At 55.1% G+C, this 15739-nt stretch carries 13 protein-coding genes; 8 read left to right on the forward strand and 5 right to left on the reverse strand.

The genetic code is table 11. From position 1 onward, the window contains the following. Positions 1 to 28 precede the first annotated feature (28 nt). Positions 29 to 706, forward strand: coding sequence for a TetR/AcrR family transcriptional regulator (locus BUE18_RS05815; RefSeq protein WP_073473840.1), 678 nt, complete (start codon positions 29 to 31; stop codon positions 704 to 706). Next, positions 693 to 3944 carry a fused isobutyryl-CoA mutase/GTPase IcmF gene (gene icmF, locus BUE18_RS05820; protein ID WP_073473844.1) on the forward strand — a complete coding sequence of 1084 codons (3252 nt, stop codon included), beginning with the start codon at positions 693 to 695 and terminating at the stop codon, positions 3942 to 3944. Before BUE18_RS05815 ends, icmF begins: the two co-directional genes overlap by 14 nt. A gap of 509 nt (positions 3945 to 4453) precedes the next feature. Here icmF and tkt read toward each other — a convergent pair. Beyond that, the gene (gene tkt / locus BUE18_RS05825) at positions 4454 to 6454 is read right to left on the reverse strand and encodes a transketolase (protein WP_073473847.1); all 2001 of its coding nucleotides are present in this window, start codon (positions 6452 to 6454) and stop codon (positions 4454 to 4456) included. A 331-nt stretch (positions 6455 to 6785) separates the two neighbouring features. On the opposite strand from tkt, the gene BUE18_RS05830 reads away from it, so the two are divergent. Together BUE18_RS05830 and BUE18_RS05835 are read left to right on the forward strand one after the other, a co-directional pair. After that, positions 6786 to 7556 carry a tetratricopeptide repeat protein gene (locus tag BUE18_RS05830; protein ID WP_073473850.1) on the forward strand — a complete coding sequence of 257 codons (771 nt, stop codon included), beginning with the start codon at positions 6786 to 6788 and terminating at the stop codon, positions 7554 to 7556. 261 nt (positions 7557 to 7817) lie between these two features. After that, entirely contained in the window at positions 7818 to 8114 is a 297-nt protein-coding gene (locus BUE18_RS05835; protein WP_073473853.1) for a hypothetical protein, read from the forward strand. A 199-nt stretch (positions 8115 to 8313) separates the two neighbouring features. On the opposite strand, the gene polA is transcribed toward BUE18_RS05835, so the two are convergent. Together polA and BUE18_RS05845 are read right to left on the reverse strand one after the other, a co-directional pair. Beyond that, positions 8314 to 10983, reverse strand: a complete 2670-nt coding sequence (gene polA / locus BUE18_RS05840) for a DNA polymerase I (protein WP_073473856.1) — start codon at positions 10981 to 10983, stop codon at positions 8314 to 8316. A 23-nt stretch (positions 10984 to 11006) separates the two neighbouring features. Beyond that, positions 11007 to 11588: an HDIG domain-containing metalloprotein gene (locus BUE18_RS05845; protein WP_244549286.1), complete on the reverse strand. Its 582-nt coding sequence runs from the start codon at positions 11586 to 11588 to the stop codon at positions 11007 to 11009. A gap of 98 nt (positions 11589 to 11686) precedes the next feature. On the opposite strand from BUE18_RS05845, the gene BUE18_RS05850 reads away from it, so the two are divergent. The 4 genes from BUE18_RS05850 (at position 11687) to rnc (ending at position 14456) form a co-directional block, all read left to right on the forward strand. Beyond that, complete coding sequence (locus BUE18_RS05850; RefSeq protein WP_073473863.1) at positions 11687 to 11905, forward strand: hypothetical protein; 219 nt, start codon at positions 11687 to 11689, stop codon at positions 11903 to 11905. Between the two features lie 41 nt (positions 11906 to 11946). Beyond that, positions 11947 to 12150, forward strand: coding sequence for a DUF6485 family protein (locus BUE18_RS05855; RefSeq protein WP_015947506.1), 204 nt, complete (start codon positions 11947 to 11949; stop codon positions 12148 to 12150). 346 nt (positions 12151 to 12496) lie between these two features. Beyond that, positions 12497 to 12859, forward strand: coding sequence for an RNA polymerase-binding protein DksA (gene dksA / locus BUE18_RS05860; RefSeq protein WP_015947505.1), 363 nt, complete (start codon positions 12497 to 12499; stop codon positions 12857 to 12859). Next, positions 12849 to 14456, forward strand: a complete 1608-nt coding sequence (gene rnc, locus BUE18_RS28425) for a ribonuclease III (protein WP_244549287.1) — start codon at positions 12849 to 12851, stop codon at positions 14454 to 14456. Before dksA ends, rnc begins: the two co-directional genes overlap by 11 nt. A 426-nt stretch (positions 14457 to 14882) precedes the next feature. On the opposite strand, the gene BUE18_RS05875 is transcribed toward rnc, so the two are convergent. Then, the gene (locus BUE18_RS05875) at positions 14883 to 15239 is read right to left on the reverse strand and encodes a hypothetical protein (protein WP_139264626.1); all 357 of its coding nucleotides are present in this window, start codon (positions 15237 to 15239) and stop codon (positions 14883 to 14885) included. Between the two features lie 14 nt (positions 15240 to 15253). Further along, a partial coding sequence (locus BUE18_RS27860) for a hypothetical protein (RefSeq protein ID WP_170868280.1) occupies positions 15254 to 15739 on the reverse strand: 486 nt, incomplete at its 5' end.

The raw sequence follows: 15739 nt of genomic DNA on the forward strand, positions 1-15739 counted from the left end.
AATTACTGAGTGCATAACCAAGGAAAAGATGCTGGATAAAACCAACAACAATTCCCTCATACCCACCCAGGTCAAGGACCAGGACCTGGTGGCCAAACGCAGGCGGCAGATTGTGGACGCCGCTGTAACCCTGTTCATGGAAAAGGGCTTTCACAAGACCACCACCCGGGAGATCGCCCGGGCCGTGGGCTTTTCCATCGGCTCTTTGTACGAGTACGTCAAATCCAAGGAGGACATACTTTTTCTGGTTTGCGACGCCATTCACGCGGACATGGAGGAAGGGGTGACCCACGCCCTGGAAAAGGCCACGGGCGCCAAGGACGTGCTGCCCGCCATGATCCGGGGGTATTTTTTGGTTTGCAACCGGCTTGACCGGCACATTTTATTGATATACCAGGAGGCCAAATCCCTGCCCAAGCATTGGCGCAAGAAGGTTTTGGAAAACGAGGTGCGCATAACCAGCCTGTTTGTGTTGGCGCTCCGGCAATTGATGAAAGAAGGGGTTTTGCCTCCCATGGATCAGCCGGCGCTGGACATCATGGCGCATAACATAACGGTGTGGGGCCATATGTGGGCGTACCGAGGGTGGTATTTGTCCCGGCAATACACCATTGAAGAATATATAGAACAGCAGACCGCTTTTATCCTGGACAGTTGCGCGTCCAACGGCGGCCGCGCACAAGGAGAAGATCATGAAGCAAGATAAAGTGTATGAGCCCACCCAACCGATTCGTGTGGTCACTGCCACTTCCCTTTTTGACGGGCATGACGCGTCCATCAACATAATCCGCCGCATGCTCCAGGCCACGGGCGTGGAGGTCATCCATTTGGGTCACGACCGGTCCGTGGATCAGATCGTAAGCGCGGCCATCGAGGAAGACGCCCAGGGCATCGCCATTTCCAGTTATCAGGGGGGCCACATGGAGTTCTTCAAGTATCTTGTGGATCTCTTGAAAGAGCGGAACTCCCCGGGGATCAAGGTTTTCGGCGGCGGGGGCGGGGTTATCGTGCCCGAGGAAATCAAGGAGCTGGAAGCCTACGGCGTGGCCAAGATCTATTCTCCCGAGGACGGCGCAAAGATGGGCCTCCAGGGCATGATCAACCACATGGTGGAGTCTTTGGATTTCGCCACGGTCACCGATCCCAAGCTGGACTTCAAAAAGATTTCCCCTGCGAATAAATCCCTGATCGCCAAATGCATCACCATGGTGGAGCAGAAGAAAAAATGGGATGACAAGGATCTCAAACCCTTATGGACCGCGGTCAAGAAGGAATCCAAGGCCGTGGCCGTGGGCCTGACAGGCACCGGCGGCGCGGGCAAATCCTCCCTGACCGATGAGCTCATTCTCAGGCTTTTGCGGGATTTCCCGGATCTTAACATCGCCGTGGTCAGCACCGATCCCTCCCGCCGCAAGACCGGCGGCGCGCTCTTGGGCGACCGCATTCGCATGAACGCCATTGACAATCCCAGGGTGTACATGCGCTCTTTGGCCACCCGGGAGTCCCACACCGAGCTTTCCAATGCGGTGGAGGACATCATCCGCTTTCTCAAAGGCGCGGGGTACGACCTGGTCATCGCGGAAACTGCGGGCATAGGCCAGGGCGACACCGCCATTGTGGATCTGGTGGACATTTCCATCTTCGCCATGACCGGCGAGTTCGGCGCCGCCTCCCAGTTGGAAAAAATCGACATGCTGGATTTCGCCGATCTGGTGGTGGTCAATAAATACGAAAAGCGCGGCGGCGAGGACGCGGTCAAGCTGGTAAGCAAGCAGGTTCAGAGAAACCGCAACGCCTGGGACGTGTCGGCCGAAAAAATGCCGGTGTTCGGAACCTCGGCCTCCAAGTTCAACGACGACGGCGTGACCGCCCTGTATCTGGCGCTTTTGGATCGCGTTAACGAAAAAGCCGGGCTGGATCTCCAATCCTCCCTGCCCAGGCCCGAAGGCCATGTGTCCACCTCCAAGACGGTCATCATTCCGCCGGAGCGGGATCGCTACCTCACGGAAATCGCCGACTCCATCCGTGATTACCACGCCCAGACCGAGGCCCAGGCCAGGGCCTTGCGTGAAGCCTGGCAGTTGCAAAAAGCCGCCGAGGTCATGAAGAAGAAGGACGCCAACGTGGCCCAAAAGCTGACTGAAGAGGCTGAGGAAGCCTTTGCAGCCCTGGACGAGGAAACCCTGGCCCTTACCAAAGGGTGGCCCGCCATCAAGGAAAAATACTCCGGCGACGAGTTCGTTTATGAGGTGCGCAACAAGGAATACCGCGTGCCTTTAAAGACCGAATCCCTGTGCCGCAGCATGATTCCCAAGGTGGCCCTGCCCAAGTACGAAGACCCCGGCGAAACCTACCGCTGGCTCCGCAGGGAAAACCTGGCGGGATTCTTCCCGTTCACCGCGGGGGTGTTCCCCTTCAAACGGGCCGATGAAGACCCCACCCGCATGTTCGCGGGCGAAGGCGATCCTTTCCGCACGAACCGCCGGTTCCGTCTGCTTTCCGAAAGCTATCCGGCCAAACGCCTTTCCACGGCTTTTGACTCGGTGACGCTCTACGGCAAGGACCCGGACCGCAGGCCCGACATCTACGGAAAAATCGGCAACTCGGGCGTGAGCGTGTGCACCATCGAGGACGTCAAGGTGCTGTACGGCGGGTTCGACCTTTGCGCGCCCAACACCTCTGTTTCCATGACCATCAACGGTCCGGCGCCCATCATGCTGGCCATGTTTTTGAATACGGCCATCCAGCAGCAGGTGGAAAAGTTCGAACAGCAGAACGTGCGCAAGCCGTCCAAGGACGAATACGAAAAGATCCGGGCCGCCGCGCTCTCCACGGTGCGCGGCACGGTTCAGGCCGATATCCTCAAGGAGGATCAGGGCCAGAACACCTGCATCTTTTCCACGGAATTCGCCCTCAAGATCATGGGCGACATCCAGCAGTATTTCATCGACAACAACGTGCGGAATTTCTATTCCGTGTCCATTTCCGGCTATCACATCGCCGAAGCCGGGGCCAACCCCATCACCCAGCTGGCCCTGACCCTGGCCAACGGCTTCACTTACGTGGAATACTACTTGTCCCGGGGCATGGATATCGACGCCTTCGCCCCCAACTTTTCGTTTTTCTTCTCCAACGGCATGGACCCGGAATTCACGGTCATAGGCCGGGTGGCCCGCAGAATCTGGGCCGTGGCCATGCGGGAGAAATACGGCGCCTCCAAGCGCTCTCAGATGCTCAAGTACCATATCCAGACCTCAGGCCGCTCCCTGCACAGCCAGGACATCCAGTTCAACGATATCCGCACCACGCTCCAGGCTTTGTGCGCGGTCTACGACAACTGCAACAGCCTCCACACCAACGCTTACGACGAGGCCATCACCACGCCCACCGAGGAATCCGTGCGGCGCGCCCTGGCCATCCAGTTGATCATCAACAGGGAGTGGGGCCTGGCCAAGAACGAAAACGTAAACCAAGGCAGCTTTATCGTGGACGAACTGACCGATCTGGTGGAAGAGGCCGTGCTGGCGGAATTCGACCGCATCACCCGCCGCGGCGGCGTGCTCGGCGCCATGGAAATGGGCTACCAGAGAACCAAGATTCAGGACGAGTCCGTGTACTACGAAACCCTCAAGCACTCCGGCGAACTGCCCCTGGTCGGCGTGAATATGTTCATCGATCCCAACGCGGGCAAGGACGGCGAGTTCCAGGAACTGGAACTGGCCCGCTCCACGGAAGAGGAAAAGGAATCCCAGTTGAAACGCTTGGCCGAGTTCCACGCCGAGCACCAGAGGGAATGCGAGCCAGCCCTGAAAAAGCTCCAGGAAACAGTATTGAAAGGCGAAAACATCTTCGCCCAGATGATGGAAACGGTTCAGCATTGCAGCTTGGGCCAGATTTCCCAGGCCCTGTACGACGTAGGCGGCAAATACCGCAGAAACATGTAATCTCCTTTTTAGGTTGTAATCGGGTTTTCCACCCCGTCACTAAAAAATCCCTCCCCTGCCAGGGGGAGGGTTTTTTTTTCTACGGGTTCATGACTGGGATGCTGGATGGCCCAGGCAAAGCAGTATCTTGCCAGGGCGCGAAGCGCACGTAGTAAAACCTTGTCGCCAATAGAATCCGTTCATTGCGAATACACGGAAGCCTTGGCATAACTAAGCAAACAAAGGAATTCAAGCGGCTCATTTCGCCCGCCGGCCATTCCCAACATCCAAAATCCTTCCGGGCCGCGCCTTTTGGCCTCCGGCCTGGGCCGCCCGAAAACATGTAGGCCAACCCGTCTCGTTGGCGCTCGTTCCCATGCTTCGCGTGGGAATACATACAGGACTATCTGAAACCATACACCTTTATGTCATGGATGGGTCTGCTTGAAACCGTGGTTAATCCACACAATAAAAACGGCCGATCCCGTTTAGAACAGGACCGGCCGTTAGAATTTTTCAAAAATCTTGAATTACAGTTCCAAGGCGTTTTTCACCACGTTTTCCACGTTCATGCCCAGTTTGTTCAGAACCTCTCCACCGGGGGCGGAGGCGCCGAACCGGTCGATGCCGATGATCTTTCCATCGGCTCCCACGTAGCGCTCCCAACCCAAGGTGGTTCCGGCCTCGATGGCCAGACGCTTGGCGACCTTGGGAGGCAGAACCCGGTTGCGATACTCTTCGGTGGTTTTTTCAAATAATTCCCAGCTGGGCATGGACACCACGCGGGCTTCCACGCCCTTTTCAGCCAATTGCTCCCTGGCCTGGAGAGCCAGGCTAACTTCGGAGCCGCTGGCGATGAGGATGCAGTCGGGATCTTTGCCCTTGGCGTCGGCCACTACGTATGCGCCGTAAGCCAGGCCCTGAGCGCCGGAGTATCGGTTGCGGTCGATAACGGGCAGCTTCTGGCGCGAAAGGATAAGGGCCGTGGGCCCGGAATTGTTGGTGATAGCCTGCTTCCAGGCCTCGGCGGTTTCCGTGGCGTCGGAAGGCCGGATCACCGTCAGGTTGGGGATGGCCCGCAGGGAAAGCAGGTGCTCCACCGGTTGATGGGTGGGGCCGTCTTCGCCCACGGCCACGCTGTCGTGGGTGAATACATAAATGGTCGGCGCGCCCATGAGGGCCGCCACGCGGATGGCTGGCCGCACGTAATCGGCGAAGACCAAAAAGGTGCCTCCGTAGGGGCGGATTCCCTTATGCAAAGCCATGCCCGACATGATGGCGCCCATGGCGTGTTCGCGCACGCCGAACCGGATGTTGCGGTTCTGGTAGTTCATGACCTGAAACTCGCCGGACCCGTTGATGAAAGTCTTGTTGGACGGCGCCAGGTCGGCGGAGCCGCCGATCAGGGTGGGCAGCTTGGGCGCGATGGCGTTCAGCACCGCGCCGGAGGCGGCCCGGGTGGCGATGACGTTGTCTTCAGGAGTAAAGGCCGGAATGTCCGCGTCCCATCCGTCGGGCAGGTCGCCGTTCATGATGGGGGTGAACTGTTCGGCAATCTCAGGATGAGCCTTGGCGAAAGCGGCCATGGCGCCGTTCCATTCGGCCTCTGCCTTGGCGCCCTTGTCCACGCATTGCCTGAAAACGTCCAGGGCTTCCTGGGGCACGAAAAAAGGCTCGGTTTCGGGCCAGCCCAGGTTCTTTTTGGTAAGGAGAATCTCCTCTTCTCCCAGAGGCGCGCCGTGGGCGTCGGAGGAATCCTGCTTATGGGGAGACCCAAAGGCTATGTGGCTGCGAATGGCGATGAGGCTGGGACGATCCTTGTCTTCCTGAGCCTCTTCAATGGCCTTGGCGATGGCGTCCAGGTCGTTGCCGTCCTCCACCGTGATCACCTGCCATTTGTAGGCGGCGAACCGGGCTCTCACGTCTTCCGTAAAAGCAATGTCCGTGGATCCTTCGATGGAAATTTTGTTGTCGTCATACAGGCAGATGAGCTTGGAAAGGCCCAGGTGGCCGGCCAAAGAGGCGGCTTCGTGGGTGATGCCTTCCATCATGCAGCCGTCGCCGCAGTAGCAATAGGTATGGTGCGAAACCACGGGATGGCCCGGGCGGTTGAAATAGCTGGCCAAAAAGCGCTCGGCCATGGCCATGCCCACGGCGTTGGCAAGGCCCTGACCCAAGGGGCCGGTGGTGGTTTCCACGCCGGGCGTGTGGCCGTATTCGGGATGGCCCGGGGTTCTGCTTCCCCATTGCCTGAAATTCTTGATGTCGTCCAGGGACAAGTCGTAGCCGGTGAGGTGCAACAGGCTGTATATCAGCATGGAAGCATGCCCGGCGGAAAGCACGAAACGGTCCCTGTCATGCCATTCCGGATTGCTTGGATTGTGTTTGAGATACCGGGTGAAAAGTACATAGGCTGCGGGCGCCATTCCCATGGGGGCGCCGGGATGCCCGGAGTTAGCCTTTTGAATCGCGTCCATGGAAAGGGTGCGGATAGTGTTGACGCACAGCGCGTCTGTGGTTGCCTGGGTCATGTATAGCCTCCTGAGACTTTTTTAGGTATACCAAAGTTGAGCCAAGGGCCTAGAATGGTGCGGAACCTCTACCACAAGCCGGGGGGGCTTGCAAGAGCTAAGCCCAAGTTTGGGGTTAACTCTATAATTAATGGAAATTAAACACAATTTTTTGGAGAGCCCGGGCGGTTTTTTTTGGCTTCATACTGACCCCGGGTCGGTAAAATGAAAAATATGCATAATCCTGTTTGAAAAAATTTGTGGGATAAGGTATCACTTACCGCTAGAAGAAATTGGCCTTGAGGCCGATGTTTAACGCTGATCAAGAAACATTTTTTTCAGGGAGGGTAGCATGTTCAGGTTAATCACGGTGGTTTTTACGGTATTGGTATTGGCGGTTTCCTGCACCACGGTTATGGCGGAGGAAACCAATCCGGAAGTCCGGGCCCTTTTGGACCAAGGGTGGGAGCACGTCAAACTCATGCATATTGACCTGGGCAACCTGGACAAAGCGGAAGCGCTTTTCGCCAAAGCCCTGGAGCTCAAGCCCGACAGCGCCGAAGCTAACTGGCGCATGGCGGAAGTCCTGTTTAAGATCGCCGACAACAAGCCCATGGAGGAAGACCAGACCACGGCCACCTTTGTGAAGGGCCTCGACTACGCGGGAAAATCCCTGGAATTGGAGCCCGACAATGCAGGCGGCTTGTTCTGGAGCGGATGCATTAACGGTCAGATGGCCCGGCGGGTGGGCGTTTTAAAGGCGCTCGGCAAGGTCAAAGCAGCCAAAAAAGATCTGCATACGCTGGTGGAGAAATATCCCGACCATCGCTACGCGACCATCTCTTACGCCATCCTGGGCGCCATTTACTCCTCCACCCCCTGGCCCATGAAAGACATGGACAAGGCTCTGGAGTACGGTCAGACCGCGGTTAAACGCGACCCCAAGCTGAGCTTTGCAAGCGTGGAATTGGCCATGGTTTACATCAAGGACGATCAATACGACAAAGCCCGGGCCGAACTGAACCGGTGCTTGGAAGTCAAGGATCCCACCTACATCTGGGACTCCACATTGAAAAACTGGCCCAAAGCCAAGGAACTGCTGGAAGAAATCAAAGACAAATAAAGCATCCCAACCGGCGGAGGCCCACCCCGGCCTCCGCTGTTATCAGCTCTTCTATTTTCTTAAGTTCCCCAAAAGTATTTTGAAAAGGATGCCGCTTCGCGGCGGCGATTTGTTGGGTTTCGCAAGCTCAACCGCAACCTACGATGTCCAGCTTCAATGGCCCTATGATTACGGTGATGATAGCGCACTATATATAACGGCCTCTATCACATAGTGAATTGTTATTTAGCACCATGAAACTTCTTCTTTGGGAGATGTTTGATGGGCCATAAAACTCGAAAAAAAAATTATGAGCGTACAATTGCCGTCGCCGCTGCATGTTGGTCGTCAGTCAACATTGTTCTCATTTATCTTTTTGAGAAAAGCTATTTAGGTCCTACACCGCTTTACCTGCCCAGCATCCTGGCAGTAATATCCTTGGCAGGAGTTGTTTCCTGCATGGTTGTCACATGCTTTCTTAAGCCCAAGAGCAAACTTGTTTTTTCATCTTGCGCGTTTTTTGCTGCGGCTTTGCTTGCCCAATTGAAAGCAATGCTTGAATTGCTTTATGTTTCATAATTGCTGGTGTATAAGTCGCTCGATTCGTTACTGATCCGGTCTTGCGCGAAGCGCCATTGAAAAGTTTTTGATCAAACTTTTTCCAAAAAGTTTGCCGCCGGAAGCATGCTTTTCAGTTTTTCCGCTTTTCGGCGGTTTGCCGCCGGAGGCAAAATATTCTCGCGCCGCAGGCGCAACCCTTTTTTTAGTCTTTTCGCTTTTAGTGGGCTTCGGCCCAGTTTTTGCCGGATTCGATGTTTACTTTCAGGGTCACATCCAGGTCCCAGACTCCTTCCATCATTTGTTCGGCCAGGACTTGGGCCTGGAAGACTTCCTCCGGAGGGGATTCAAAGACCAGTTCGTCGTGTACGGTGAGCAGCATTTTCGTCTGCATGTTTTGTTCTTCCAGGGCGTTTTGGACCTTGATCATGGCGACCTTGATGAGGTCGGCGGCCGTTCCCTGGATGGGCGTGTTGGTTGCTATTCGCTCCGCCGCTTCTTTGAGCACCCGGTTTTTGGCGTTGATGTCGGGCAGGGGGCGGGTGCGTCCCAGGAGGGTTTTGGTCATGCCGGTTTCGTGGGCCTGGGCGATGGTTTCCTCAATGAACTTCTTAACGCCTTTGTAGGTGACGAAGTAATTGTCTATGTAGCGTTGGGCGGTTTTTCTGCTGACGCCGATTTCGTTGGAAAGCCTGAACGCGCCCATGCCATAGATAATGCCGAAATTGATGGCCTTGGCCTGCCTGCGCATTTCGTCGGTGACGAATTCCGGGAACAGTTCGAACACTTCCGACGCCGTCCTCTTGTGAATGTCCTCGCCGCTTTTAAACAGCTCGATCAAAAATTCGTCCTGGGACAAGTGGGCGAGAATGCGCAGTTCGATCTGGGAATAATCCGCGCAGAACAGTTCCCACCCTTTGCGGGGCACGAAGGCTTCCCGGATGCGTTTGCCCTCGGGCGTGCGGATCGGGATGTTTTGCAAGTTGGGATTGCTGGAGCTAAGCCTGCCCGTGGCGGTCACATTCTGGTTGAACGAGGTGTGCACCCGCCCGGTTTGGGGATGAATCAGGGATTGCAGGGCGTCCACATAGGTGCTTTTCAGCTTGGCCACGGACCGGTAACGCAGGATCAGGGCCGGCAATTCGTGCTTGGAAGCCAGGGTGGTTAAGACGTTGACGTCCGTGGAATAGCCGGTTTTCTTTTTGGTTTTTTTCTGGACCGGCAGGCCCAGTTTTTCAAACAGAATATGGCCCAATTGCTGGGGCGAGGCGATGTTAAACTCCTCCCCGGCCAGTTGGTAGATTTCCTTTTCCGCCGACTCCAATTCACCCTGGAATTCCCTGGACAAGGCTTGAAGCTGGTCCGAATCCACGGTGATGCCTTCCATCTCCATTTTGACCAGCACCCCGACCAAAGGCATTTCCACAGTTTCAAATAACTCCAGGAGTTCGTTTTTCTCCAGCTTGGGCTGGAGCAGACCGTAAATCTGAAAGGTGACGTCCGCGTCCTCGCAGGCGTAAGGCACCGCTTTTTCCAAGGGAACCTGGTTGAATGTAATGGCCTTGGCGCCCTTGCCGCACACCTCCTCGTAGGAAATCATGCGGTGCTCCAGCAACTCCATGGCGATCTGGTCCAGTCCATGGCTTCGGTGGGAGGGATTGAGCAGGTAGGACGCCACCATGGTGTCAAAGGCGACGCCCTGGAGATCCGCGCCGTGGCGGGCCAGCACGATCCAGTCGTATTTGATGTTTTGGCCGATTTTTTTGATTTCGGGATTGGACAGGACCGGCTCCAGGATTTCCAAGGCCTTTTCCACGCCGACCTGATCCGGCGCGCCCAGATAGTCATGGGTGCACGGAACGTAAAAAGCCTTGTCCGCCTCAAAGGAAAAGGACATGCCCACCAAAGAAGCCCGCATGGGATCCAAGCCCGTGGTTTCCGTGTCCAGGGCGAAAACGCCGGCCTTTTCCAGGCTTTCGGCCAAAGCCTTCAGGTCTTCCTCGGTGGTTAAGGCCGTGTACTCCTTTTTGCTCAGGTCGGTCTTTACCGGATAGGCTTTGCTCAAATCCCTGAATTCCAACTCGGAAAACAGCTTGGCCAGCTTTTGGGAGTCCGGCTCTTGAATGCGCAGTTTTTCCGGGTCGAATTCCACGGGCGCGTCGGTTGCTATGGTCACCAGCTTGTGGCTTAATAAGGCGTCGTCCTTATAGGTTTGGAGGTTTTCCTTCTGCTTTTTCTTGGTGATGGTTTCAACGCCTTCGTACACGCCCTCCAGGCTGCCGAATTCCTGGATCAAAGCAATGGCCGTCTTGGGGCCGATGCCGGGAACGCCGGGGATATTGTCCGACGAGTCGCCGGAAAGGGCCATGATTTCGATAACCTTGTCCGGAGGCAGGCCGGTCTTTTCCGTGATGCTTTCCACAGTGCGGGTTTCGTCCTTCATGGGGTCCCACACCACGGATTTGTGGGTCACAAGCTGGTTGAAGTCCTTGTCTCCGGTGACCATGACCACCATAAAACCCTGTTCTTCGGCTTTCTTGGCAAGCGTGCCGATGAGGTCGTCAGCCTCGTAGCCCTGCATTTCCAGCATGGGCATGTTAAAGGCTTCCGTGATGTCCTTGATATAAGGGATCTGTACGGCCAGGGCTTCGTCCATGGGGGGGCGGTTGGCCTTGTAGTCCTTGAATATCTCGTGGCGAAAGGTCGGACCCTTGGCGTCAAATACCATGGCGGCGTACTCAGGCTTTTTGTCGTTGACGAGCTTGAGCATCATGTTGGTAAAGCCGAAAACCGCGTTGGTGGGCAGGCCCTTGGAATTGGAAAGGTTCCTAACGGCGTGAAAAGCCCGATGAATATACGCGCTTCCGTCGACAAGATAGATGGTTTTCATGGGGTCTCCATGGCGGGATAAGGTTACAGGCCAAGGTCTTCCGCGATTTCCTGCATGGCTTCCACGCCAAGGGCGCAGAATTCGGCGATAGGCACGCCGATGTTTTCACACTCCAAAACCCTTTCGCGGCTTACGGCCCGGGCGAAAGCGGTCTGCTTCATGCGCTTTTTCACGCTTTTCGGCTTGACGCTGGACAGCTTTTTGTCCGGCTGGACCAGAGCGGTGGCCGTAATCAGGCCCGTGATGCTTTCGGCGCAGGTGAGGGCGTGCTCAAACTGGGTGGTTCGCTCCAGGCCCAGGCCTTCGGCGTTGTGCTTGGCAATGACGTCGCTCAAGGCTTCGCAGCAGCCTTTTTCTCCAAGCATTTCCGCCGCAACTTTTCCGTGAGTGTATTCATCCTCATGGACGATTTCATAATCCAGGTCATGGAGCAGGCCTGCAATTCCCCACAAATCCTCATCTTGGGAAAATCGCCTGGCCAAGGCGCGCATAATGGCCTCGGAAGCCAGGCAGTGGCTGATTGTTCTTTCGTTTTTAATGTGCTCTTTTAACAGGGATAACGCCTCGTCCCGGGTGATACCGATATTGTTGCCGCTTGACATCATACGCCTCCTTATTTAACTTTTCTGTGCAGGCTATCATCAGTTAACTAAAAGCACAAGAACCGTGTTATGAAGAGTTCCATGACCGGAGATATGGAACCATGAGCGAAAAGAAAAAAAGCAGCTACCGGCAAAAAAAAGCCCTGCGGGGCCATACCTGCTCCTGTTGCAAAAAGGAGACGGAATTCAACTGGACCTGCCGGTGCGGGTTTCAGATTTGCCAGGATTGCATGGAAGAAAATTTTTGGGGAATGTCTTGCAACGGAATCACGTGGCAATGCCCGGATTGCGGGGGGCAAAACGGCTTTGGAAACCAGTAAGGCCTTTCGGTGAAAAGCCGGAAGAAAGCAAAGGAGAATGCATGGAGTGTAAAAAGGAAAAAAATCTGGAAAGATGCACCTGCACTTACTCGTCCTGCGCCAAGCAGGGAATCTGCTGTGAGTGCATTGCCTATCACCTTAAAAGCAGGCAACTGCCCGGCTGCGTTTTTCCCGCAGACGCCGAGGCGACCTACGACCGCTCCTTCGAACATTTTGCAAGGCTTGTAACCAGCGGGAAAGTTTGATAAAATATAGTGCATCCCGCGCGGAATCCAGGGAGGGGAGGACGTTCGGGATTGCAAAACAGGCAGTTGGCTCCACCCATCATCCAGGCGCTGAAAGGGGTTGCAAAACGGAAAAGAAGGGCTTGGAAACTTTTAAGTAAGGGCCCTAAATAGTTGACATTAAAGGAATCCGTCAACTATACCGATAACCCTGTCATGCCCGGACCGAAAAAATCGGCCGGGAAAAGTTCGGTAAAACGGAGATAGTGCTTTACAAGCAAAACCGGCTATGATAGTTAATCTCTCTTTTCGGTTGAGGCTGCTTGTTAAGTTCGAGTTTTACAGTTCAAGATTTCGAGGTATCGCGATGAAGAAAAAAGACCTGGAAATGTTTAGAAAGATGCTCGAAGATCAGTTGAATGAGTTGCTGCATTATGCAGGCGACACGGTGAACGACATGTCCGAGCGCAAGGAAAATTTTCCCGACCCCACCGACCGCGCTTCCGTAGAAACCGATCGCAACTTCATGCTCAGAATTCGAGATAGAGAAAGCAAACTCATCAAAAAAATTCGTAAGACCCTGGACAGGATCGATAACGGAGAGTTCGGGATTTGCGAAGAATGCGGCGAGGATATTTCCATAGAGCGCCTCAAAGCCAGACCTGTCACCACCCAATGCATCGACTGCAAGACCAAGGCTGAAGCCAGGGAGAGAGCCCTTGGCATCTAAGGATGGCCGGATAGACCTGCATATTCATTCCACCGCCTCTGACGGAACGCTCACACCCCAGGAAATTTTGGCGGCCGCCAAAGACCTGAAACTGTGCGCCATCGCCATTACAGACCATGATACGGTAGATGGAACCCTAAACGCCCAGGAATCCGGCATCCCGGAGGGCCTGGAGTTCGTCCCGGGCGTGGAGATTTCCGCGGACATCCCAGCTCCTTTTCCTTCCGGGGGAAGCCTTCATATCCTGGGGTATTTCATCGATCCCCAAGAGCCCGAACTGGAGAGAGCCTTAAAGGTGCTCCAGGACGCCAGGGCCGACAGAAACCCAAAGATCATCAGGAAGCTGCAATCCCTGGGCATGGACGTCACTTTGGCCGAGGCCGAGGAAATTTCCGGCGGCGGCCAGGTGGGACGGCCGCACATCGCCCAGGCCCTGGTCAAAAAGGGATTCGTCAACACCACCCGCGAAGCCTTTGACTACTACCTGGCCAAGGATCAGGCCGCTTATGTAGGGAAATACCGCTTGTCAGCCCAAAGGGCCGTGGAGCTTATCCTAAAATCCGGCGGCCTGCCCGTCTGCGCGCATCCGTTTTCCCTGGAGTTTTCCCCGGACGTCCTGTTCGACTTTTTGAGCCAGCTAAAGGATTGGGGACTGGCCGGGCTGGAGGTGTATTATCCCCAGCACAACCCGGACATGGTGGCCCGTTATTTTGACATGGCCCAAAAGCTGGACCTGCTGATCACCGGCGGTTCGGACTACCACGGCGCCAGCAAGCCGGATATCCAAATGGGAACCGGCAAGGGCGACCTGTTCGTGCCCCTGGAGCTTTATGACCGCCTGTTCGCCTATCACAAGGAAACAGAGGCGCAGGCCGGATGCTTTGAGATTCCGCCGGGAAAAGACCTGGGCTTGCTGGAAGAAGCGCTGGGGTACAATTTCGAAACCCCGGAACTGCTCCTGGAAGCCATGTGCCACAGCTCCTACGTCAACGAACATCCGGATTGCACCTGGACCCATAACGAGCGTTTGGAATTCCTGGGAGACGCCGTCCTGAATCTGGCCGTCAGCGACATGCTCATGTCCAAATACTCCGAAAACAGGGAAGGCGACCTTTCCCGTTTAAGGGCCAGCCTGGTCAACGAAGGCCAGTTGGCGGAAATCGCCAGAAGCCTGGGAATAGGCCAGCATCTGCTTTTGGGTAAGGGCGAGGCCCGGGGCCGTGGGTGGGACAAGAATTCCATCCTGGCGGACAGCCTGGAAGCCGTGTTCGGCGGCATTTACTCGGACTCGGGATACGCCGACGCCTTCAAGGTCATCAAAAACCTCATAGCTCCCTTAATCCCGGAAGAGGTCGCCGTGGCCGCGGCCCAGGATTACAAAACCCGGCTGCAGGAATACGCCCAATCAAAATTGCGGATCACCCCCAGCTACGAGTTGATTCGCGAATTCGGCCCTGACCACGAAAAAACCTTTGTGGCCCAGGCGGCCGTCAACAAGGAATTCACCTCCCAGGGCCGGGGGCGCAGCAAAAAGGCCGCCGAACAAGACGCCGCCCGCGAAGTCCTGATCCTGCTTGGCCAGGAAGACCCCGCATAATCTATTTGCGCGGATCATAAAATGTCTTTGTTTTTTCCAATTGACCGAGAAGGTTATGATGCCCAAATTGATTGCCCATAACGCATAGCACCATACTAAACGGAGCGAGCCATCCAGCCGCTTTTGACATCAGGGGCGTCTCCAAGAATTATCCATGGATGAAGAGGCCAGTTCGAACTTGTAAATGCCCTTATTGATGACGGTCATGAATTCCCTGACGCCGAAAATAACCATCTCCAGGGGGTAGCAAATCCGGTTCAGCCATGTTGATGCGTTGCGGGCCGATAAAAATTGATGAAGGGTGTTAAGCAACTATTACACTGACTGAATTTATGTATCATTTCAAAACCATATAGAGTTAGTCGATTAATCAGGGACGTCCCCAAGAACCCGAAGGGGTTGTCGTGGGCTTTCATTGATTCGGCCTTACAGGACGATTTCCTTTTCAAAGGGGCTTAAAACGAATTCCTTGGCGCAGACCTCTTTCACGCCCTTGATGTCCAGCTCCACCCCCCAACGGAGGGTGATGAGGGTTCCTGAAAAACTGTACGGCGCAACGGGCAGTTTAAACTTGAAGGACCGGTTATCCTGCTGCATGGGCTTGTCAAAGACCAGTTGGTCCTCCACCTGGCTGTCTTCCGTCCCCTTGCCCATGGTGTACCAGAATAAACGCACCCGAGCCGCCTTGGGCCTCTTGTCCAGATACCATGAAACCTGTCCTGTTATGGTTTCTCCCGGCTTGAAGATTGTTCCGCCGTCCAACTGCACGTTCATCATAGTCATAGTGAGGTCCCTTGTTAAAAACGCCCCTCCTGCAGGGGATGGATGCTTATTGTGTAATCGTTTTTGGTGTCGGGCCATTTGGGGATGTCGCAATGGGCCTTCAGCACCCACATGATTTCGTTGTTGCTGCTTTTGAAGGTGTGCATGGTTTCTTCAGGAATTGTAATGCGCCCCTGCCCCCTTTGCATAAATGCGGAGTTGGTCTGCTCCGTAATTTCCGCCTGATAAAAATTATGGGTGTCGGTTATGGTGTCCGTACCCCGCCTGTACGAGGCGGCTTCCGTCCCTGTCAGCGTCAAGGTGAACCGGCTGATTCTGCTTGCGCTGCCTTTGAACTCCCAGCTGAAGGATACCTCGTCCCCTATGCAGATGAAGTCGGAAAACAGGGTGATTGTCAGCTTGGGGTTAAACGCAGCCAGGACGGCGTGAAAAAAACCGAAGATAATGGCGATCCCTATGAGAACGAAAATCGAAATGAAAATCGTAAACCCGATGGACCC

Source organism: Desulfatibacillum alkenivorans DSM 16219 (assembly GCF_900142135.1).
GTDB classification, from domain to species: Bacteria; Desulfobacterota; Desulfobacteria; order Desulfobacterales; family Desulfatibacillaceae; genus Desulfatibacillum; species Desulfatibacillum alkenivorans.